Below are 20,750 nucleotides of genomic sequence, written 5' to 3'. Positions count from 1 at the left end.
GAATAATTTGATGATGAACAAAATCCCAAATGGTCGTTAGGTCTTGGGTTTAAACCTGAAAAATAAAATGAAAATAGCCACTTTTAATATTCAGAATTTATTCCATCGGGACAGAAGTTTTAAGGAAAAGCCTTTCAATGAATGTAGTTCTGACTGGCAGACTGAAATAGATTATCTACTTGTTAAAAACAAAAAAACTTTAGCGGATAATGAACGTATCAGGGAATTGTCGCCTTTAGTGGGAATGGATAATAGCAATCAGCTACCTTATGCCGTTTTAAGGAGAAAAGCCGGGTTGCTTTTTTTGAAAGGCAAGAATTATTCAAAAGAATTAAAAGCTTCGGAATTGACTGATTGGAACGGCTGGATAGCACTTCAGAATTATCCTCTAGATCCTATAGCAGTAGAAAATAAAGCTAGGGTAATCGCAGATGTGAATCCGGATATTTTAGTTCTCCAGGAGATTGAAGACCGCGCATCACTTGAAGAATTTAATGATGAGTTTCTTTCCCGGTTTGGTTGCAAACCATTCCAAAAAACTTGTGTAATGCAGGGAAATAGCAAACGCGGTCAGGAAATAGGTATTCTTACCCGCAAAGGTTACGAGATTCAGTCTGTGCGAAGTCATATTTATTATTTAAATTTCCTTGGAGATATTGTTTTTGATAAGGACCTGATGGAATATGAAATACTTACTGCCAGAGGAAATTCTCTTTGGATCCTCGCTACACATCTACAAGAACAAACAGAAAAAAAGTATCTTTCAGATTCTATTAGAAAAGTACAGGCCGAAAAAATTGCTGAAGTTTATAATAAATTATATTCTGAAGGTAAAAAGCATATCGCGGTGATGGGTACGCTTAATACAGTTTCTTATTGTAATTCCCTTGCTCCTTTACTTCAAAAAACCAATTTAAAACAAGTCACCAAACATCCAACATTCAATGTGGATTTCGATAAAGGAGAGGATGCGGGATATTATAGTCTTGGAGCTTACAGGATGGGAGTAAATATCAAGCAAAAAGATTACCTGCTTTTATCCCCCTGTCTTTTTGATAAAGTTAAAAGCAGCGGATTAAACCGAAAAGGCATCTGGCCCGAGAAACGACTTATGTGGGCGGTATATAAAAATATGAATCATAAAAACCATGCAGCCAGTGAGCATCCTGCCATTTGGGTAGATTTTAATTTATAATCTTTATTCAATTTTAATTTAGTATTCCTGTTTAAAAAAACTGGGTTTAAGTTTAATAATCGAACCGCCGTATCCAAGACCCGTACGTAAAGTGGTGTGAGAGTCGCACTCCGTCAATCAACGGCGGAGCCGTCTACTTGATTAAGGGCAATTTTTTTTTACCTGGTCCATTTTAAGGTATAGATATTATCATATTCAAATCTCATAATATATTCATCTTCTTTTATGTAATCATTCAAAATTCTTTGAGAGAATCCGCTTTTCCCAGATCTTTTAGCTTTAAGCAAAACATCAACGAGTGGATAAAATGTGTTCTTGTAACTACCAATCTTGTAAAGTTCTTCTTCAAACCTCAGACTTTCTTTGGTGTCACATATAATTAAGGAACCTTTTCCTTTGCAAAATCTCTTTGCACATTCTATACGCCCTGTAAAACTTTTTATTTTAGAATTTTTACTGATTCTTTCACAGGATCTAAATAAAATTGGTCTTTTCGTTGGTAAATAGTTTTTTAGCACAATTTCCCAAACGTCATAAAAGGCTTTCCTCTTTTCATCAGGACCAGTAAGAATCCAATTAGAAATGAATATTCTTGTTGGTTCGCTTATTTTTACATCTCCACAAAGAATATCGATTAGATTTTTGGCGATTTCTTTCTTTAGTTCATTTGATAGTCTGTATTGAAATTTGTTATTCATATTGAAATCGAAATTTAAAATTCGGTCCTTGAACCAATTGTAAGTCTTGGAGCTATCGTTTATGGTTCGCAAGTTTCGGGAATAGGGACTCGAATTTGTCGGCTTAGTACTGGTTTGTTGGTCAAGTTATTTATTTTCTTTCTAATGTTGCCGCCTATTTTCGATGAACCGTTATTTGTCAGCTTTTTTCTAATCTTCTAATAGGTAATCAGAGAATATTCCACATATCCTTTCCTGCCAACAGAATCCAGTTGAAGAAGCATTAAGAACAAACCAACCAATTCCAACGGATAGATATAATTGTCTTCTAATATCTGTTACTTTATTCAAGTCAGTTTGTTTCCAACTTTTAAGTGCTCGAATGTCTTCCATTGGAATTTTTTCAATTATAAATGCTATACTCCAAAACGCTTCTTTAGTTATTATATCTTGTCCAAATAAGTTTAGAGCTTTTCCTAGTAAAATAGCTTTTGATTTAGTTTCTAAATTATCAATAATAGCAATCAGTTTCTCACCAGCCTCTTTTTGATAGTCTTCCTGCTCTAAATTCTCAATTAATTTCAATCGTTTTTTTTCTGACAATTTCGAAGATTCATTAAGAAAAGCTATTAATTTTCTTAAGAATAAATAATCATTTACGGCTACTCCTGTTTTCCAAATACCAGTTAGTGATCCGATAATTGGAAAATCCTTTAAAATTCCATCTTTTAATATGGAATCAATAGTAATCTCACCAATATCAGACGCAATATTCTTAAGTTCAGAACTTGAAATTGTTTCTTTTAAGGAATTTGAAAGTTCTTTATCAATTTCTTTAGTATTTCTCATTGTAATAATTGCAGGTAATGGTCCCGCTTATCGCCGGTTTACGGGGTAAGGTATGCGGATTTGTCGGATTAGTATTGGTTTCTTGGTCAAGTTAATTATTTTCTTTCTAACACTGCCGACTATTGGCGATTAGCCGTCTGGCTACTGTCCCTCACCACCTATTAGTCCTTAGTTTTTCTTTAAGGTCCTTAAGATTTTTATCTTTTATCTTTATTAATATGGCACCGTGTTCAGCTTTTGATCCAAATTTTTTTACAGCTATTTCATCTTTCAAAACATTTATATTTTCAACCCAACCTAAATCAATTAAACCTAATTTTTCGTTATCGAATTCAATCTCATTTTTGTCTAAAACGAGAACAAAATAAGGTACATTTTCTAAGTCCTGTGCTTTACAGTATATCCTAATGTTTCTAGTTTCATTATTAGTTGAATCTGAAACTTGTCCGTTAACTGAAAGACAAATTAATAGTGCGGTTGATAAGAAGAAAAAGTTTTTCATACCTGTAAAGTTTAATTTATGATAAATTTCTGCCAATATGGTCACGGTTATGGACAAGTAGCGGGAGTAGGGAAGCTAATTTGTCGGTTTAACCTTTTCTTTCCTGGTTTTCTAAATTACACTTTTTCGGCAAAACCCACTATTTGCTATAACGATTTAGTGCTTAGTGTGAATGCAGAATTACAAATTGAAAAAACTAACAAATATCTCTCCTGTTTCTGCGGCTTTTCTTCTTTTTTTGTAAAGCAAGTCGGGTAAAGTTACTCTACTTTCTAAAACAGCCATTAAATCAGAACCATCCATTACAATTATGGAATTAAACTGCGGTGCAATTGCTTCTTTAGTTAGGCCTCCAATTGTAACAAATAAACCTAAAGCCACTTTTAATTTCGACTCAACTTTTGTTGAAAATGATGATAAGTCGGTTCGATCAACTTGTTTTTTCCATTTAGCTTCGAGTAAGTAGTCGTTGTTGTCAAAAGTAAAAGCTCCGTCAATTTGTTCTCCAAAATTTTTAAAGGAACCTTTTGGGTCAAGATCAAATAAATGAAATAGCTTGTTTAGAAATGTTTCTAACTGATAACCTCTTTCTTGAAGATTTTTATTTGAAGAAATTTTAAAAAACTCAAGTTTTAAATCATTTAGTTCTTTCTCTAAAGATTGACTTTTTGCTATTCTTTTTTCTACTTCAATTTTTCTATTTCTTGCTAGTTCTTTCTCTTTAGTGATTTCTATATATCCTTTTGTTTGTTTTCTTAAATGTTCAACTGCTTGTTTGGCTTTTTTCTTTTTTGAACCATCTTCATCCCAATAATTTAAATGTTCAAAATCTGTAAAGTCAGTTACAGCAATTAAAAGATTCATTAAATCTTCTTGATACAATTTAGAATTATTTATCATCCGATCAATCAATTCATTTACAATGGATCTTTTATAGCTATCCCAATCAATAGTGGTTAGAATTGCTGAATTGGTAAGGGTTATTTTTAAAAATGTTCTGAGATTCTTTTTTGTCCAATAAATAACTGATAAAGCTTCTTTTAAAGAAGTAATTGCTTGTGGAGAAATTTTTTTACTCTGATCGATCATAAAAATCAGTTATTTTTTTTTTAAGATAAGATTTTCTCAATTTGAGCATTAAGCACAACTCGTGAAATCGCAAACAATATACATTTTTAAAATAATAATATCCCGGATAAACAAAGTGCTGCGATAATTCCAAACTAAATATAGATCCATATATTCTTTGGCTTAAGAAATTCTTACCTCTTTTTAGGCTCTTAAATTCTTCTTCCCTTTAAATAAAATTCAATTAATCCTTCCATTTTATAAGAATCTTATTGCTCACAACTTCAACTCGCGTTAAAGTTTGGGCGGTTTGTTCCAGGCTTTCCCTTTCATAATAAATTTCTCAAAAATTAATCATCAAGTGGTCATCATCAATCAATTCTGCTTTGGCAGATTAAAAAAAACGAACATTATGAAAAAAACAATTTACTCATCAGTCCTTTTGACGCTGGTTTCTTATCCGCTCTTTGCACAAATTGGCGGCATTGAAAATTCAGTTGCAGACATAGCCGATACTATTCGAGCTATTTTCCCCATCATTCTCGGGGTTATTTTCCTGGTCGGATTCCTCTTTAATGCAGGTCACTTCTTTGGTGAGAATGCAGATTTAAAGAAAGGAATTACCCGGGTGCTGGTCTTTACGCTTATTGCAGGAGCGGTTGTAGGAATATTTACATACCTCATTGGAATAGTAGTGTAATGAAAAGTTTCGAAGTATACCGAAACATCAGGAAAAGAGCGATGATCTGGGGATTGCCGGTTTCGCTCTTTGCCCTTATGATGATAGCCGTGGTAGGATCACTGTTGGTAATTATATTTTCCTTCAGTCTCGGAGCGGTAATTTGCGTGTTTATTTTCAACTGTACTCTGTATATCTGCTTAACCAGGTTAACCAGTAATCCGCAGGTCTTCCAGGTTTCAAGAGTCTTTCCAGAAACTATTTCTTCTAAACGATTAAGCAACTTTCATTATGAGCAAGATTAATCTTTCTTCTATACCACCCATCGCCGATATACGTGGAAATATGGTTTTTGCTGCCAATGGGAATGTTGTATTGGCTTTTGAAGCGATACTTCCGGAGATCTATAGTTTATCAGAGAATGATTTTGAAGAAATTTATAGTGCCTGGTTTCAGGCTTTAAAATCACTACCTACAGGAACAGTGGTTCATAAACAGGATGTGTATTTAAAAAGAAACTATTCGGCAGAGAAATTACCAAACCATACATTTTTGGAAAAAGCTACCCATTCCTATTTTAAAGGCAGGGAACATTTAGAACATCGTAGTTATCTCTTCTTCATTCATACAAAGAACAAATCTTTCAACCATCCCAAATATGTAAATCCCTTCAAAAAAGTGAGCAGGAATATTCCGGGAGACCTGGATGATAACTTAAAAAGATTTCAGAATTCAGTAAATGATACGGTTTCTTTTTTAAACAATAGCCGAAAGCTGGAGCTTATTCCTCTTACTGAGAACGAAATTAATAGGTTCTCCACTAAATATTTTAATGGTTTCCAGGATGGATTTGATACCAATATTTTACTGGATAAAAATAACATCAGTATTGGCGACAAACATTTTGACGTGCTGGCGGTAAATAGTGAATTGTGCTTTGGAGAGAATGTTCAAAGTAGTAAAACCAATGATAAGTTTACTTCAGATGATTTCGTTTTTCACCAGGGGTTTATTGACGGACTGGGTCTGAATTTAAAGGAAAACCATATTGTAAACCAAGTCATCTATCTCGATGATCGCCAAAAATGGAGAAAACTACTTGATGCGAAGGTTGAAGACTAAATAAGAGTTCAAATTTTGGTTCACAGAATAAAGTGGTCCTTAAGAAAATCCAGCATATTCTGGACCAAATAAATAACGATGATACCTCCAGAATTATCCGTGGGCACTTAAATGTGATTTATTGGGATAATGACCGTACTAATCTTTCTTCGATTAATGCCAGGATAAAAACTGAGTTTAAACTCCTGGACATTGTTCCCTATTACCCAAAAGGGGAGGAGCGCAAGAATTATTTTCTGAATAGCTACTTCTGTTTTTCTTCAAATTTCTCTAATGAGGATCTTTATGTGACCGATCTAAAACACGCTTTGTGCCTGTTTATTAATAACAGTAATTATAAATCAGATGCTAAAGGAGTGATTTTTAATGACAGGGAATATAACATCCCGGTTTTAAAAGATGTGTGGGATGAAAGCAAGAAAAGAATAAAGGCCAGGAATTTTGCCATTTTCGCCCCTACAGGAGAAGGTAAATCTTTTCTGGCCAACAATATACTTCGTCAATATTTTGAAAGCGGGGTTCGTTTAGTGATTATAGACCTTGGCGGATCTTATACGAAATTCGCAAAGCTTTATCCTAATGATTACAGCATTCTGCGCTATGAGAACGGGAAGAGCCTCGGAATTAATCCTTTCTATATAAGCAGCCCTGATGATCTCACGGCCGATCGGCTTGAGGACCTGTCTGAGTTTCTTTTTGAATTATTTGCTTCAGATATGGAGGTTACCAAAGCCCAGTCTGTTTCCATTAAAAAGATTTTACTTGATTATTATATAAATTATAATGGAGACTATTCTTTGAAAAGCTTTTACCGCTATGTAGAAAGGCATAGTGATGATCTTCTTCATGTGCTTAAGATCCATCCCGATTACTTCAACATCAATAATTTCCTGCACATAATGTCGGAATATGTGGAAGACGGAATCTACAGTTTTCTATTTGAAGTAGGTGAAGACCAAACCTATAAAATTGAAGACAAGTGCTTAATAGTATTTGAATTAGATGAAGTGAAAGATAATAAAGAGATCCTTTCGGTAATGCTGAAGCTTATCAAATCTGCCATCCAAAGAACCATCTGGAAGAACCGGGCAGAGAAGGGGATCATTTTATTTGATGAGTTTGCCAAGCAACTAAAGTTTGAAAATGTACTGGAGAGTGTGGAATTTTATTACCAGGCCATTAGGAAACAGAATGGTGCCATTGGAATTATTCTTCAATCTATAAATCAGCTTCCTAATAACTCGACTTCTGCCAGTATTCTGGAAAACACACAGGTGATCTACAGCCTTCGAAATGAAAAGGGTTATGAAGAGCTTCAAAAGAGATTAAACCTTTCCAGTCACGATTTAAACCAGCTAAAATCAATAAAAAACAACTTCATAGGAGAAAGAAAGTACACCGAGATCTTTATCAAGATCGGGAAAGAGAGCAATGTCTTTCGTCTCGAAGTCCCCAAAGAAGTATACGCGGCATATCTCACTGACGGTACAGAAAACGACCTCATTATGCAGCTCTATGAAAAGCATGGAAATATGGAAAAAGCAATCCAGGAATTCACCTCTAAAACATAAAATCATGAAAAAGCAGATTACAACACTAATGCTGATGGGCTTTTTAGTTTTAACTGTGCAAACTCCAGTTAGGGGCCAGGGGATGCCGGTGTATGACAACACCAATTTTATTAGCCTCGCCAAATCCTTAATTGAATCGGCAAAGCAGACTACACAGCTACTAAAAACAGTAGAATTTCTCAAAACACAAAAAGAGAATATCGAAAAGGTAAATAATGTGGTAAGGCAGCTGAAAGCGGTAAGGGAACTGACTCGGAATAATCAGATTCTTTTTGAAACAGTGCGGGATGACCTTCGTAACATTCTGAACTCACCCTATATAAAGCCTGAGGAAATCGCTCGAATCTCTGATTCTTTTAATGCCATTATGGAAAACTCTCTGGATGATCTTGACTTTATTGAGAAGATTTTGACCAGTGACTATTTCAAAATGAGTGATGCAGAGAGGGCACAGGTGCTTAGGGAAAGAGAACTGCAGTCTAAAGAAATGGTTGCAGAGATCACGCTAAAAACGAAACGCTATAACGACATCATTTCCTTTAGGGAGATGCAGAATAAGATCAATAACAGAACTATAAATTACTAAAAATGATAGGGGGCATATTTTTAGGAATTGGTTTGGAGTATGTAGACGCGGTTTTCCAAACGATCAAAAGCAGTGACTTTTCCCAATATACAATCGCGGGAATGAAGTCACTAGCAGTGATGTTCTTTCTGGTAAATATTCTGAAGAAATACAATGAAGGGATTGCGGATAATGACGGATATACCTGGGGCTTGAGCCCCGGAGAGCTGGCAAAGAATTTTGCTATAGTACTTCTCGTTATTTTCTCCACACAAATCTTAAGTGTTTTCGATGGAATCCTGGTAAGCATTGAAACTGAGTATGCAGATACCGCGCCGGGGCTTATTCCACTTCAACTACAGGACATAGATATTGAACAGGAAGTTGGCGCGCTTGAAGTAGCTAAAAAAGCAATGGCTTTACTATATGAGGCCCTGGTGACACCGCTCTATCCGGTTAAGGTGATTTCATTTGTGGTAGGCCTGTTCTTATGGGTGATAGATTTATTTATCTACCCATTATTTCTGGCAGAACGCTTTTTCCTTTTAGGGATTATGCAGGCTTTCTTTCCACTGGTGATTAGCCTTGCTGTTTTTGAAAAGTTCAGGGGGATGGCCTATAACTTCTTTAGGTTATATGCCGCAGTATATATGCTGGTGCCGGCTTTCTTTCTGGTGAATGTATTCGTCAACAATTTATATGCAGAAATCAATACCAACTTTTGGTCTAACCTATTGGGTACATCTACAGACAATAATATTATTCGAATTATAGTCGAAGCAGGGTCTATCGCATTTATCGTATTTCTAAAGTTTAAGCTCTACACCCGAGCTACCTCATTTACAATAAGACTTTTTACTGGATAGGTAAGAATCACTCAACCGCTAAGCCTATAATTAATATCAATTAGTCACACCAAAAATTAAGAAAATGAAAACACCATATAGAAGTATTTACTCGGTTTTAAAAATAAACCGATTTATAGTCCTCACTGCCGTATGTGGGGCAATAATTTCCAGCCTATATTTTGGATGGATGGTTTTTGACATTCACCGCTCTGCTTTAAATAATGCTTTTGCGATAAATACAGACGGGAGTGTAATTCCGCTAAAGTGGGTTACTCAGAAAGAAAACCTGGAGGTTGAAGCTCTTTCCCATCTGGATCTCTTTCATACCTATTTCTACAATATCGATGCTACTAACTATGAGCGTAACCTTGAAAAAGCACTCTGGCTAGGAAACAGTTCTGTAGACAATGTTTACCGGCAAAAGAAGTCCGATGGAGTTTATAACAGGTTGCTACAGTATTCTCTCGTGCAGAAAGTCATAAGTATTGAGTCAGAAGTAAATATTGAAATGGAACCATACACTTTTAAGACCAGGACGGTCTTTGAAATTAACCGTGGAAAAATAGTGGACCGGTATGAACTTATTTCATCGGGGAACTTAATAAACGTAGACCGAAACTTTCCAAACAATACCCACGGGTTATTGATCACCAATTACTTTGAAAACACCTTAAAAAAATTGAACGATGAAAATTGATAAGAAAAAAATTGTCTTTGGCGCTGTGCTGGCCACCATTGTATTATTTATAGTAGCCTACAGCGTGCTGATCTTTGGCGGTAACAGTGAAGAACCTTCTGAACTAAAAAACACCCTGGTGCCAGAGCTCCAGCAAGAGCAGGAAGACTTTAAGTCTAAGCTTGATGCGGTAAATGCTTTAAAGGAGGTAAGGGAGACTACAACTCCAAGCATTTATGATGAAAAATACCTGGATTCTATGGGTTATTACGATCCTGATTTTCCACAGCGGGAAAAGGGAAGGATCTTAGATAGCATTTATGAAGTCAACACTAATAACTATGAAGATTATGGCTTTGAAAATGAATACGATGAGGAAGAATGGGAAACACAATTTGAAGCGGATATTCAGGAGATACCAGATGCGTCGCAAACTTCTCCAAAACCACAGGAAATGAGGCTAGCGCATCAATTATTTTATGCAACTGTCCCAGAAGTGGAAATTCAGAATCCGAAAACTTATTCAGCTACTGATATTTTGGTAGAAGTAGATGGAGACCAGGTTGTTCAGGCCGGTTACCGGTTAAAGATGAGATTGAAAGATAGCGCTATGATCAATAATATCCAGTTCCCTGCAAACACCCCTGTTTATGGATTCATCAGTTTTCAACCGAACAGGGCTTTGATTGAAATTAAGCACATAGCGCATTATACCGTTAAGTTAAAAGCCTATGATCTTCAGGATGGTAGTGAAGGGATTTATATTGAGAATAATATTCGTGCAGATGCCAGTAAGGAAGTGATAGGTGATATTATCCAGGATATAAATGTTGCAGGGGTGCCACAGGTAGGAGGGCTTAAGCAATTATTTCAGCGAAACAACAGGAATGTTAAGGTGCAGGTCACCAATAATTATAAACTCATTTTAAAAAGAAACTAAAAGCAATAGAAATTATGAGAAAGCAGATTTGGATTTTCGTATTCGTAATGGCCGCTTTTGTAAAGGGAATGGCCCAGGAGAACAACATAGATTTAGATACCATCTATGCCAACGATAGAATGAATGTAGCCCTTATTTTCCCGGAACCAATTCGGCAGGGGATAACAGGTTCAGAGAATTTTGTATTCACCTACAACAGAGAAAAAGAACAACACCTGGGATTGCTTCAGGCTATTCCGGGAGAGGCGAGTAATTTGCTGGTTATCAGTGCAACCGGTTCAATTTTTTCGTATATTGTAAAGTACTCCGAAGAGCTGGAAAAGCTAAACTATTTTATAGCAGAAACCGGTAAAATCGGAAATGAGATTCCAGGTCTTCCTGAAAAACTCATTGATGACCAGGCATTTTTTTCAGACCCTAAAGCTGAAAAAGAATTAGCAGATAAAGATACCTATTACCAGGATTTTAGTTCACATTTATTAAGAAGCAAACAAAGAATTGGCAAGCTAAGAAAGCGCAAAGATGGAGTGGAGCTGAAGGTTCAAAATATAGTGTTCCACAATTCGGAATTGTATTTTGTGCTGGAAATTAATAATAATTCTCCCATAGATTACGAACCGGCATTTTTAAATATTTCTGTGGAAACAAGAAAACAGGGAAGGAAGAAATCAATCCAGAAACTGCCTGTTTCTCCAGTATATAAATATCTGGTGCCGGAAATAATTCCTCAGAAAAAGACAAGTCGATTTGTTTATGTGCTGCCCAAATTCTCTATTGCTGAAGATAAGATTGTGGTAATAGACCTAAAAGAGCAGCAAGGCGAACGCGATATAAAACTTAAAATAAAAAAGAGATTTATAAATAACCCTAATTGAAATAACTATGAAAAGAATCTTGTTAATGGCAGTTTTAGTCATCTTTATTGCGTGTTCCGAAGCGGAGAAATCCCCTGCCGAAACCGCCAAAATAGTGGTGGAAAGTTTTTATGAAAAGGATCTTCCAACCTTGAAAGAATATACAACAGAAGAAAGCTATCAGGCCTTTATGAATATCCAGGATATGTTCCCGGCGGCTGAGGATGAAAATTCTAATTTTAATGTTCTTCAGGAAACCGAAAACGGAGATATTTCCTGGGTTCAGTTTCAAACGAATTACGAGGAAAATCCGGAAACCTTTAAACTGATCAAGGAAAATGGAAGTTGGAAAGTAACAGAAATTGGAATGGGGGAGAAGGCGCCTTTCTAAATCAATGAGGAAGCTGCCCTATCCCGAGTACTTAAAGTCTTGTTAATCGTATGATTTTCAAGGCTTTTTTGTTTTTAACAGCCTTGGTTTCTCCGTTTTTATATAATTCAATAGTTGAAGCTTTTGCAAATTGAAAATTTGAAGTAAACAATATTTTTAATTTCTATTCAATCTACTTTCATGAAACATCATTAGTTGATGAAATCTTCTCCAAAATTTTCTACTTTGTCTTTTTATAACATCGGACTCATTAATTGGTTTCATCGCTTCATTTGCCTTATAAACATAACTTAAATAATTTCCCCAATCATACTTTCTAGTTTCTATATACTTAGTTGGATCATTTTTGGATGGATGATATAATTTTCTCCTTTTGGCACCTTTATGGGTAAAGCGCTTATATAATCTAGATTTAAAAATTCTGTTATCCGGATTTTTACTATTAATAGCTAAGGAAGTTGATTTTTTAAATGATCTTTTCATCGATCTATAATACTTAGAAAAACCAGCATCCTTAATTAATACTCGCTGACCGTCAAATGAAAAGCCTAAATATTCAAGGGTTTTACCGTAATTAGGAGCCTTGGTGTCTTCATCTATTTTAAACCCTTTAAAAGAACCGTTAATCCCTTCAAACCTATATAACGCAGTCTTTTTAGGCTGTATTTGGAGCTTAGCTAAATTTTTGATCTGATTCCTTATAAAATTTAAAATATCATCTTCAAACTGCTGCTCACAAATGATAATTAAATCATCACTATATCTTTGGTAATATCCATTAACAGATTCAACCTTGTTGTAAACTTCCTGGTCAAAATCTAACATGTATACATTGGCTAATGTAGCACTTATAGGACTTCCTTGCGGAATTCCTTTTTTGTTATTTGCAGATATAACTAAATTCAAATTATTAGATAAAAATTCATCTTTGGTGCAGAAAGCTACCGCATTTTTCTCTTTGAAATAAGAGCTGGATTTAATTTGAACACGCTTTAATTGTTTCTTAGTAGAAGAGTTTGGGACACCTCTTTCCACAAGCATAGTTTGGCCATATGCATCAAATAATTGATCTCCTTCCACATATTTTAATCTAGTTAAGGCTTTAAATACATTATAATGATGTTTAGGGAGTGTTTTTTCGCCAAGCACCGTTGACCATTGTTTTTTTAAGATTTTATGATCTAAATTGTCAAAGAATGAGGTTACATCTGCAACAATTGCAGATAGCTTTTTTTGCCTGTTCGCTTTGATAAATTCAAAGGTGCTTTTGGCAAAATCAATATTACATTTGTTATTATCCGAACCAGGTGCTACAGGTAATTTGCGATATGCTACAATACTTTTATTAAAGTTTTTAGTGCGAATTAAATCTTCATAGCTATTATTGATTAGGTGATTATAGTAAGAGAAGACGATAGAGTCTAAATGTGAGGCATAATATATATGTCTTATTTTGGGGTTTCCTATGATTCGCTTACGTTCACCTTTTTTAGTTTTAAAAGGGCTGGAGAAATCAGCACGATATTTTCTGGAAACAATACATTTATGGATTAGAGGAAGGAAACTATGTTTTCTAATTTTCTCTGGAGTTTCAACATACTTTTTGACCCACTGATAATCTTTTAGGGTCAATTGCTCCTCGATATGTGGGTATCGTTTTAATTTAAACCAGTCTGCTGTTTCCATAGTTAAAAATAGGGCCAGATACTAATAGTAGCAGGTTTAGAATGTACATGCCTCTCGAAGCTTTCACTCTTTTGAGCTATTGCGACGCTACTCTTTTCAGGTATAGAAATTGTTATCTTTGTATTTAGGTTCTTAAACATCTTAACAATGCTCAAATCACTTTACAGCAAATACAACTTCAGGAAGCTAACAGTTATTACACTGTTATCAACCTCCTCCAATGTTCTCACATTTCTGGGAAATTATTTGGAGAATGGTATCATCCTTCCCAACTAACGTATATCTTAATTGGTATTACTGAATAAAACGTAACATTCCGACCTTCTGGCCCATATAATCTGTAAACTTACGGTTTTAGTTACAAAACCTCAAATGGCCATTTATAATGACTATAGGCAAAAGGTTTGCTACCTTCTCTACTTGTAATTTTTGCTTTAATTTTGAATCTAGTTCCCAGGTCATATTCGTTACTTAAAACCTTATTACATTCTACGTGCATATCTTCTGTAAAAGGTTCTTGCCCTGCTATTGGTTTAATATGAATTTCACCGTGGTAGCCTCTATTTATTTCTGGTTTGTAACTCTCAACGATAATATAGCTATATTCTTCTTTATTCATTAAAAACTGTTTTTTAAAATGGTTGTTATGGTGGTATGCTTTTGTTTAAGTTATTTCAGAATAATAGGCTTCTATAAATGCTTTAGTTTGCTTTGTAAGTTCATTTAGCATTTTTTCAAAATAAATCTTATCAGTACTTAAACCTTCCAAAATTTTAGTGCTTGATAAATTTAGAGGATTATTATCTGGAGTATTAATATCACTAACTATAGGCCAATATGCACTTAATCTATAATCTCCATCCCTTTTAGGGCTATAATTGTTTTTTACATCGAAGATTCCTATAAAAATACGGCCATTCTTATGACCTTTTCCGGAAAAAGATTCTATACCAAATTTCACTCCTTTTCTATCTAGTGTATCTGAACTTAGCCATATTTGAGAATGATTGTAATGAATTTTATTGCCAAGATTAGCTTTAACCACCAGTGGCATACTATTTAATTTATCCATAACCGCAAATCTGAATTTTTCTCTTATACCATCTACTGTTTTTTGATAATGAGCATTGATGTACTTTGCCTCTTCGAGATTGTTTGCTATAAGGTTATTTAAATTATCCTCTAATGGTTTTTCCATAGTATTTGTAAGGTTTTTTATTAAAATCTGATATTGCTTAATGGCATTTTGCAATATAGAACCATCTTTAGTTATATAAAGACACTTTTCTAACCACTTTAAAATTTGATTATTGTAGGAAATAATTTCAAAATCTGAATTTGTCAAAGTGTGAAGACTCTTTTTTGAGGGAGACTTTCCAAAAAGATTTAAATAGTATAATGAACAGTCACCACCTTTAAATTGGCTATATCTATATAATTGATTTTTTTGATCTTTTGCATTAATTTTATTTTCAATAGCTATAGCCTTTCCCGAAGGAAATGTGATTAAAATATCTATGGAACCCCCGCTTTTATAACCTTTTGAGATTTTACCTAAATAATATTCTGTTTCTACTCTAGCGGAGCTTAAATTTCTTTCTTTGTAATACCCGATTTCTTCAAGGAATAAGGCTAAGAATTTCTCTTTGTAGTAATGATTTCCTTTTGGATCTAATAGAGCCACTAAAAATTTAGAATGTGTTTTAGTTTCACTTGTCTCCAAATCCAGAATTGAAAAAACATTAAAGTCCTCTCCTTTTTCTATAATATTTTTCTGGTGCTCATTTACAATTTCACGGGAGTCTGCGAGTAAGGTTTCTAGTTTTGTGATATCCATAATTACAACTCCCCTTTAAATGCCTGATCCAACAAACTGTTCTTTAAAGCTTTTAAATTTTCTAAATTTTGTCTTGTTAAGTTTTGAGTTTTATTAATCTTTGGAATAGCTGCCTTAATAATAGCAACAATTTTTTTCTGAACTTCCATTGGAGGAATTGCTATTTCATAAGCTTCGAGTGCTTTTTTGTTAACTCCTGATTGTCCTGCTGAACGCTGAGATATAGAAATAATATAATTCTGGATTTTTCCATTCATCAAGAAATAATACAAGTAGTCTTTTATGATAACCTCTTCATCTGGAATTGCTTTCATTAATGCAACATTATATGCTCCTTTTATTCCTCTCAGGATTTGAAAAACAGGTGGCCCATATCTTCCAATCATCACATCATCTTCTTCGCAAAATTTCTTTGTACTATCCTCTTTTATATAAACTAAATGTTTATCGCTTTTGTAATCCCTAATTTGAATTAATCTTACGTAACCTTCTTTCTTTTCATATGAAAATGAACTTTTAGGCGGCTGAGATCCACCAACAAAATCAACGTGCTTTAGTAGTGGAACAGTTTTATAGTTTGCGTAAATTTTATCAAATAAACCATCCAACATACTACCCATTAAATCGTCTGTGTGTGCTATGTTTTCTTTTAACAAACCAATTGCTCGATCTATCTTCTCAAATAATCCATCTAATTTGGCGACTATGCTTATTTGTTCTGGTAACGATGGGAGGGGTATTTTGAAATCTCGTAGATATGTCAATCCCACAAATTTTTGTGTTGCACCTCTTGCTTCAGAAGTCATTTTTTCTATAGTCTTCTCAAAACCCAAGTAATAAGTCAAAAACTTCGAGTCTTGATTTACATCCTTCTTTTTAAATAAAGCAACATTTTTAATGGCATAGTTTGGTTCTTCTTTAATTAAAACAGGATTGCCGATAGTTCCGATCATTGCGAATAGGACATCTCCTATTTCAACATTACTTCTCTTATTAATAGAATCATAATCATCTTGGGAAATATATTTTACGTTCGATAATTCAATTTCATTATTCTTTAAATTCTTTGAAGTTACTAAGGGGTATCCTTCCTTTAAATATTTTGGGCTATCGTGAGTTCCATCTCTTACATCATAAACCTCACTTATTGCTTTTTTTTGCCATTTACCCATCAATCAAACTTTTTATTTGGTTCATTAATGAGTTTATTTCCTTGTCATTCTGTTTAAAGGAAGTCAGTAGTTCCTTTGGCGTTTTATGTACCACTTCTACTACTTTATGCGGGTTTTTGGCGCTAAGATCATAGTCTTTTATTTCAGCTACGTTCACTGTCCAGTTGTTACATTCCTTCTCAACTCCGTTCGAAGAAACTGGAAGTTTAGCGTTAGTTTTATTGCGTTCCTCCGGGTGATGGAAAAGGTGGACAAACTCTTTAAGATGCTCGTATGCGATGGGTTTATTTTTGGTGAGCTTATAGGGTGGTGTTACATCGTAATACCAAATATCACTGGTGGCGCCTTTCCTATCAAAATAAAGAACATTGGTTTTTACACCACTGTAGGGTAAAAACACACCACTGGGTAAACTCAAAATAGTGTGTACATTATAATTTTCCAATAAGGTTTGTTTTACCCTAGTAAAAGCATTGTTGGTTTGAAACAGAACTCCTTCCGGAATAACTATGGCCGCACGACCTTCTAATTTCAGCATCTTCATAAAATGCTGTAAGAATAAAATTTCAGTAGCATTGCTTTCTACCGGAAAATTTTGCTGTATTTGTTTCTTTTCCTTTCCTCCAAAGGGTGGATTTGCCAAAATTACATCGTGCCGGTCTTTCTCCTGGTAATCACGAATATTCTGTGTTAAGGTGTTCCCTTTATAAACATTGGGACTTTCAATACCGTGCAGAATCATATTCATCATCCCCATCACATAACCCAGACTGGTTTTTTCTTGCCCAAAGAATGTATCATTCTGTATGGTTTTCCATTCTTGAGCCGAGAGTTTTTCTTTCTTTTTTCCTGCAGTCAGGAAATCGAAAGCTTCTACGAGAAAACCACCACTACCTGCAGCACCATCATAAATGGTATCGCCAACTTCAATATGCGTGGTTTCTACCATAGCTTTAATAATTGCCCGTGGGGTATAGAACTCACCAGAGTTACCGCCGTCACTCCCCATACTTTTTAACAGAGTTTCGTAGACCTGTGAAAGTTCAAACAATTCATCACTACTTTGAAAATCTAATCCATCAATAATATCCAAAACCTCACGCAAGGTATGTCCGCTGGCTATACGGTTATCGAGATATTCAAAGATGGCACCTATTTTATAGGTTAAGGTTTTAGGATCGTTAGTAGAGCTTTTAAAAGCTTTTAAATACGGAAAGAAAGTATTGTTCACAAATTCTATGAGATCGTCTCCGGTTAGTGCTCGTTTCACATCTAACTTTCCATTTTCATCTTTTGGTGACGCCCATTCATTCCAGCGTAAATCTTTCCGAAGTACATAATTATAATCTTTTCCTTCTAAAAAAGCTTCATCTGCTCTATTGTCTTCGTAATCATTTAAGAATTTTAGAAATAGAACCCAGGAAATTTGCTCGGTATAGTGCATTGCACCAGATATACCGTCGTCACGACGTAATATATCGGTAATTCTATCGATACTGTTTTGTATGCTCATTGATATGTTAATCTTTTCTGCGGAAGTCTATCCCGCTCTATAAATATTTTCTTGTAGTTTGTAATAGGCCCCTAGAAGTGTTTTCATATCCCCAAAGGCTGTTTTGGCATCTTTTGATGTGCCTAGTTTTAGCTTTACCAAATCTCCCAGTTTATCGCGTTGCAATTCTTCAATTCCATATTCTTCATAATGTTTTAGAATGAACTCCAAAAAATCTTTGGCTTCCAGGTTTTTATAGACTTCAAAAAATTGCACATCATCTTTTACAAATTTAACACGTTGCTTCCGGGTCATTAATTCTGAAGAAAAAGAAATATGTGATAAGACATCAAAAATATCACAATCTGGAGAAGCAATCATATCCCGCAAATCATTTAGCTGGGCGTTATCGAAACCTAAATCCCCCAGTTTAGCCAGTAAATCGGCACGGGTATCTGGATTTGACCATATTTTGCGCAAATGAGCTTCATCTTTATAAATCGCCGGTAATTCTCCAATTAATTTTTCTAAAAATTCTCTTACCGTAAGTGGTCTTCCGTTTTCATCGATATAGCGAATATCTATATCGGTAACTTTTAATTGTCTGCCGTTAGACAAATCTACAATTAGCTTTTCCTTACGCTGGTATTCTTCACCATCTTCTTTAGCTTCTAATTGAGTACGTTTTTTTCGGACTTTCTTTTCTTCTCCGAGCCCTTCGGCTTCATCAGAAGGAACATCTGGTTCGCCGTCCCAATTAGCGTCATAAAACAAATTGGAAGCTCCAACAAAATCAATAATGGTAAAGAAATCTTTTCCTTCAAAAATACGTGTTCCCCTTCCAATAATTTGTTTAAACTCTACCATAGAACTTATGGGAGCCGTTAAGACTACATTGCGCACGTTACGAGCATCAACACCCGTAGTTAGCATTTTAGAGGAAGTTAAAATTACCGGTATATCTTTGTCGTTATCTTGGAATGCTTCCAGAAAATCGCGACCATTTTTACCTTCATCACTGGTAACGCGAACGCAATAATCCGGATCTGAAACTTTTTTATGCTTGTTTATATAGTCTCTTAAATCTAAGGCGTGATCCTGATTGGAGCAAAAAACGATAGTTTTCTCCATTTCCCCAATTTGTTGTAAAATTATTTTAGCCTCTAAATCTGTACGCTGATTGATAGTGATACTTTTGTTATAATCGCTGATCTCATAACGGTCTTTGGTCACCTCTCCTTGAATAATTTTGCTATCGTTGGTATGGATATATTCATCTATATTGGTCGTGACCCGTTTTACCTTATACGGAGTTAAAAATCCATCTTGAATCCCTTCTTTTAGGGAATATTCATAAATGGGCTTTCCAAAATATTTATAGGTATCTATATTATCATCGCGTTTTGGGGTAGCGGTTAACCCCAAATGTACTGCAGGGCTAAAATGATCTAGTATCGCCCGCCAGGAACCTTCTTCGTTTGCGCTTCCTCTATGGCACTCATCAATAACAATTAAATCAAAAAAGTCTTTCGGGTATTCTTTGTAGTAACCACCGATATCTTCACGTTCTGCTATAGCCTGATAGATCGCAAAAAATATAAAAGCATTTGTAGGGATTACGCCATTTCTTTTTCGAATTTCTTCTCCATCAATTTTTACAACATCTTTTTCATAAGGGTTGAATGTATTGATTGCTTGATCGGCAAGAACATTTCGATCAGCCAAAAATAAAATACGAGGTCTTCGATCATCACCTTCCAAGTTCCATTTTGCTTGTAACAATTTATGTACAATTTGAAAGGAAATAAAGGTTTTGCCTGTTCCTGTTGCCAGCGTTAATAACATACGCATGTGCCCATCGGAAATATGCTCCATTACTTTATTAACCGCAATTTCCTGATAATAGCGAGGTGCAAAATTTCCAGTTAATAAAAATGGAATGTTATGAAGTCTTTCTTTAAGTTTATTTTTCTCTCCAAAAAGACGTTCGTAAAGTTCTTGTGGCGTGGGGAATTCTTCAATATAGTCGCCTTTCCCCAATTGTCTGTCAAACTCGTATATACGCTTCCCATTGGTGGCGTATACAAAATTAATTTTCAACTTTTGGGCATATTCTAGCGCTTGTTGTAAGCCTTTAGTAGGATGATCATCTAACTTTTTTGCTTCTACTATTGCCAGGTTTTTGTTGTTGAACTTTAAAAGATAATCCAGAAAAAGCCGTTTTCCCCTTTTATTTCCTAACAACTTTCTTCCGTCGGTAAAATAATATTCTCGCACAATATGAATAGATTCCCATAGGCTTTCAGCCAATTTTGGGTCAATAAAATTTGCTCTGGTATCAGATTCAGAAAGATCTTTCTTGTTCATATTGATTGGGGTCGATTCAAAAATGACATATCAATTTCCCTATAGTTTGAGTAAATTCAATATGTTCCAAGGTAGGGCTTGTTAATGGGGTACAATTTAGACAAAAATGATTAAAAGTTAAAGAGATGTGAGAATTACGTGCGAATGAGAAAAAATAATTTCAATAGGATTAATTTTCTGATTTTAAAAAAATAAGTGAGTTATTTATACTTTTGACAGTATCAATCTAATTCCCCCCCCCGTATGTACTATTTCTTTA

At 34.8% G+C, this 20,750-nt stretch carries 19 protein-coding genes and 1 pseudogene; 10 read left to right on the top strand and 10 right to left on the bottom strand.

All coding sequences use genetic code 11. The annotated features are described in order from the left end of the window. Positions 1 to 67: 67 nt before the first annotated feature. A complete protein-coding gene (locus tag LB465_RS15630; RefSeq protein ID WP_224470859.1) occupies positions 68 to 1,195 on the top strand; it encodes an exonuclease/endonuclease/phosphatase family protein in 1,128 nt (375 codons plus the stop codon). Positions 1,196 to 1,353: 158 nt separating this feature from the next. On the opposite strand, the gene LB465_RS15625 is transcribed toward LB465_RS15630, so the two are convergent. From LB465_RS15625 to LB465_RS15610, 4 genes are all read right to left on the bottom strand, one after another. Then, positions 1,354 to 1,893, bottom strand: coding sequence for a hypothetical protein (locus tag LB465_RS15625; protein WP_224470858.1), 540 nt, complete (start codon positions 1,891 to 1,893; stop codon positions 1,354 to 1,356). A 189-nt stretch (positions 1,894 to 2,082) separates the two neighbouring features. Next, positions 2,083 to 2,721 carry a hypothetical protein gene (locus LB465_RS15620; protein WP_224470857.1) on the bottom strand — a complete coding sequence of 213 codons (639 nt, stop codon included), beginning with the start codon at positions 2,719 to 2,721 and terminating at the stop codon, positions 2,083 to 2,085. Positions 2,722 to 2,872: 151 nt separating this feature from the next. Further along, positions 2,873 to 3,223 carry a hypothetical protein gene (locus tag LB465_RS15615; protein ID WP_224470856.1) on the bottom strand — a complete coding sequence of 117 codons (351 nt, stop codon included), beginning with the start codon at positions 3,221 to 3,223 and terminating at the stop codon, positions 2,873 to 2,875. A gap of 180 nt (positions 3,224 to 3,403) precedes the next feature. Continuing rightward, positions 3,404 to 4,312 carry a restriction endonuclease gene (locus LB465_RS15610; RefSeq protein WP_224470855.1) on the bottom strand — a complete coding sequence of 303 codons (909 nt, stop codon included), beginning with the start codon at positions 4,310 to 4,312 and terminating at the stop codon, positions 3,404 to 3,406. 391 nt (positions 4,313 to 4,703) lie between these two features. Between LB465_RS15610 and LB465_RS15605 the strand changes: the two genes are divergently transcribed. The 9 genes and pseudogenes from LB465_RS15605 to LB465_RS15565 all read left to right on the top strand — a co-directional run bounded on the left by LB465_RS15605 (position 4,704) and on the right by LB465_RS15565 (position 11,937). After that, positions 4,704 to 4,991, top strand: a complete 288-nt coding sequence (locus tag LB465_RS15605) for a hypothetical protein (RefSeq protein ID WP_075327789.1) — start codon at positions 4,704 to 4,706, stop codon at positions 4,989 to 4,991. Continuing rightward, on the top strand, positions 4,991 to 5,275 hold the full coding sequence (locus LB465_RS15600; protein ID WP_224470854.1) for a hypothetical protein: 285 nt from the start codon (positions 4,991 to 4,993) through the stop codon (positions 5,273 to 5,275). The genes LB465_RS15605 and LB465_RS15600 overlap by 1 nt, the downstream gene beginning before the upstream one ends. Beyond that, positions 5,262 to 7,663, top strand: a pseudogene (locus LB465_RS15595) (TraG family conjugative transposon ATPase). The gene LB465_RS15600 and the pseudogene LB465_RS15595 overlap by 14 nt, the downstream one beginning before the upstream one ends. Before the next feature lie 28 nt (positions 7,664 to 7,691). After that, entirely contained in the window at positions 7,692 to 8,249 is a 558-nt protein-coding gene (locus LB465_RS15590; RefSeq protein WP_224470882.1) for a conjugal transfer protein, read from the top strand. A gap of 2 nt (positions 8,250 to 8,251) precedes the next feature. Further along, a complete protein-coding gene (locus LB465_RS15585) occupies positions 8,252 to 9,094 on the top strand; it encodes a hypothetical protein (RefSeq protein ID WP_224470853.1) in 843 nt (280 codons plus the stop codon). 64 nt (positions 9,095 to 9,158) lie between these two features. Then, positions 9,159 to 9,773 carry a conjugal transfer protein TraK gene (locus tag LB465_RS15580; RefSeq protein ID WP_224470852.1) on the top strand — a complete coding sequence of 205 codons (615 nt, stop codon included), beginning with the start codon at positions 9,159 to 9,161 and terminating at the stop codon, positions 9,771 to 9,773. Continuing rightward, a complete protein-coding gene (traM, locus tag LB465_RS15575) occupies positions 9,763 to 10,692 on the top strand; it encodes a conjugative transposon protein TraM (protein WP_224470851.1) in 930 nt (309 codons plus the stop codon). Before LB465_RS15580 ends, traM begins: the two co-directional genes overlap by 11 nt. 14 nt (positions 10,693 to 10,706) lie before the next feature. After that, a complete protein-coding gene (locus LB465_RS15570; protein ID WP_224470850.1) occupies positions 10,707 to 11,567 on the top strand; it encodes a DUF4138 domain-containing protein in 861 nt (286 codons plus the stop codon). Between the two features lie 7 nt (positions 11,568 to 11,574). Continuing rightward, positions 11,575 to 11,937, top strand: a complete 363-nt coding sequence (locus LB465_RS15565; protein ID WP_224470849.1) for a nuclear transport factor 2 family protein — start codon at positions 11,575 to 11,577, stop codon at positions 11,935 to 11,937. 156 nt (positions 11,938 to 12,093) lie between these two features. On the opposite strand, the gene LB465_RS15560 is transcribed toward LB465_RS15565, so the two are convergent. From LB465_RS15560 to hsdR, 6 genes are all read right to left on the bottom strand, one after another. Beyond that, on the bottom strand, positions 12,094 to 13,623 hold the full coding sequence (locus LB465_RS15560; protein ID WP_224470848.1) for a reverse transcriptase domain-containing protein: 1,530 nt from the start codon (positions 13,621 to 13,623) through the stop codon (positions 12,094 to 12,096). Positions 13,624 to 13,981: 358 nt separating this feature from the next. Next, on the bottom strand, positions 13,982 to 14,242 hold the full coding sequence (locus LB465_RS15555) for a hypothetical protein (protein ID WP_224470847.1): 261 nt from the start codon (positions 14,240 to 14,242) through the stop codon (positions 13,982 to 13,984). A gap of 45 nt (positions 14,243 to 14,287) precedes the next feature. Continuing rightward, complete coding sequence (locus tag LB465_RS15550) at positions 14,288 to 15,460, bottom strand: PDDEXK-like family protein (protein ID WP_224470846.1); 1,173 nt, start codon at positions 15,458 to 15,460, stop codon at positions 14,288 to 14,290. Positions 15,461 to 15,462: 2 nt separating this feature from the next. Next, positions 15,463 to 16,632, bottom strand: coding sequence for a restriction endonuclease subunit S (locus LB465_RS15545; protein WP_224470845.1), 1,170 nt, complete (start codon positions 16,630 to 16,632; stop codon positions 15,463 to 15,465). After that, positions 16,625 to 18,145: a class I SAM-dependent DNA methyltransferase gene (locus LB465_RS15540; RefSeq protein WP_224470844.1), complete on the bottom strand. Its 1,521-nt coding sequence runs from the start codon at positions 18,143 to 18,145 to the stop codon at positions 16,625 to 16,627. Before LB465_RS15540 ends, LB465_RS15545 begins: the two co-directional genes overlap by 8 nt. A 27-nt stretch (positions 18,146 to 18,172) precedes the next feature. Beyond that, a complete protein-coding gene (hsdR, locus tag LB465_RS15535) occupies positions 18,173 to 20,491 on the bottom strand; it encodes an EcoAI/FtnUII family type I restriction enzme subunit R (RefSeq protein WP_224470843.1) in 2,319 nt (772 codons plus the stop codon). Positions 20,492 to 20,750 lie beyond the last annotated feature (259 nt).

The organism is Salegentibacter lacus, assembly GCF_020164555.1.
Taxonomy (GTDB): domain Bacteria; phylum Bacteroidota; class Bacteroidia; order Flavobacteriales; family Flavobacteriaceae; genus Salegentibacter; species Salegentibacter lacus.
This window is presented reverse-complemented; position numbering and strand designations above follow the sequence as displayed.

Bases quoted from the DNA above. Each gene is read 5' to 3' on its own strand.
- LB465_RS15585 (WP_224470853.1), top strand. From the start codon at position 8,252: ATGATAGGGGGCATATTTTTAGGAATTGGTTTGGAGTATGTAGACGCG.
- LB465_RS15555 (WP_224470847.1), bottom strand. From the start codon at position 14,242: ATGAATAAAGAAGAATATAGCTATATTATCGTTGAGAGTTACAAACCA.
- LB465_RS15550 (WP_224470846.1), bottom strand. From the start codon at position 15,460: ATGGATATCACAAAACTAGAAACCTTACTCGCAGACTCCCGTGAAATT.
- LB465_RS15545 (WP_224470845.1), bottom strand. From the start codon at position 16,632: ATGGGTAAATGGCAAAAAAAAGCAATAAGTGAGGTTTATGATGTAAGA.
- LB465_RS15570 (WP_224470850.1), top strand. From the start codon at position 10,707: ATGAGAAAGCAGATTTGGATTTTCGTATTCGTAATGGCCGCTTTTGTA.
- LB465_RS15580 (WP_224470852.1), top strand. From the start codon at position 9,159: ATGAAAACACCATATAGAAGTATTTACTCGGTTTTAAAAATAAACCGA.
- LB465_RS15560 (WP_224470848.1), bottom strand. From the start codon at position 13,623: ATGGAAACAGCAGACTGGTTTAAATTAAAACGATACCCACATATCGAG.
- LB465_RS15615 (WP_224470856.1), bottom strand. From the start codon at position 3,223: ATGAAAAACTTTTTCTTCTTATCAACCGCACTATTAATTTGTCTTTCA.
- LB465_RS15540 (WP_224470844.1), bottom strand. From the start codon at position 18,145: ATGAGCATACAAAACAGTATCGATAGAATTACCGATATATTACGTCGT.
- LB465_RS15610 (WP_224470855.1), bottom strand. From the start codon at position 4,312: ATGATCGATCAGAGTAAAAAAATTTCTCCACAAGCAATTACTTCTTTA.
- LB465_RS15630 (WP_224470859.1), top strand. From the start codon at position 68: ATGAAAATAGCCACTTTTAATATTCAGAATTTATTCCATCGGGACAGA.
- hsdR (WP_224470843.1), bottom strand. From the start codon at position 20,491: ATGAACAAGAAAGATCTTTCTGAATCTGATACCAGAGCAAATTTTATT.
- LB465_RS15600 (WP_224470854.1), top strand. From the start codon at position 4,991: ATGAAAAGTTTCGAAGTATACCGAAACATCAGGAAAAGAGCGATGATC.
- LB465_RS15605 (WP_075327789.1), top strand. From the start codon at position 4,704: ATGAAAAAAACAATTTACTCATCAGTCCTTTTGACGCTGGTTTCTTAT.
- LB465_RS15565 (WP_224470849.1), top strand. From the start codon at position 11,575: ATGAAAAGAATCTTGTTAATGGCAGTTTTAGTCATCTTTATTGCGTGT.
- LB465_RS15590 (WP_224470882.1), top strand. From the start codon at position 7,692: ATGCTGATGGGCTTTTTAGTTTTAACTGTGCAAACTCCAGTTAGGGGC.
- LB465_RS15625 (WP_224470858.1), bottom strand. From the start codon at position 1,893: ATGAATAACAAATTTCAATACAGACTATCAAATGAACTAAAGAAAGAA.
- LB465_RS15620 (WP_224470857.1), bottom strand. From the start codon at position 2,721: ATGAGAAATACTAAAGAAATTGATAAAGAACTTTCAAATTCCTTAAAA.
- traM (WP_224470851.1), top strand. From the start codon at position 9,763: ATGAAAATTGATAAGAAAAAAATTGTCTTTGGCGCTGTGCTGGCCACC.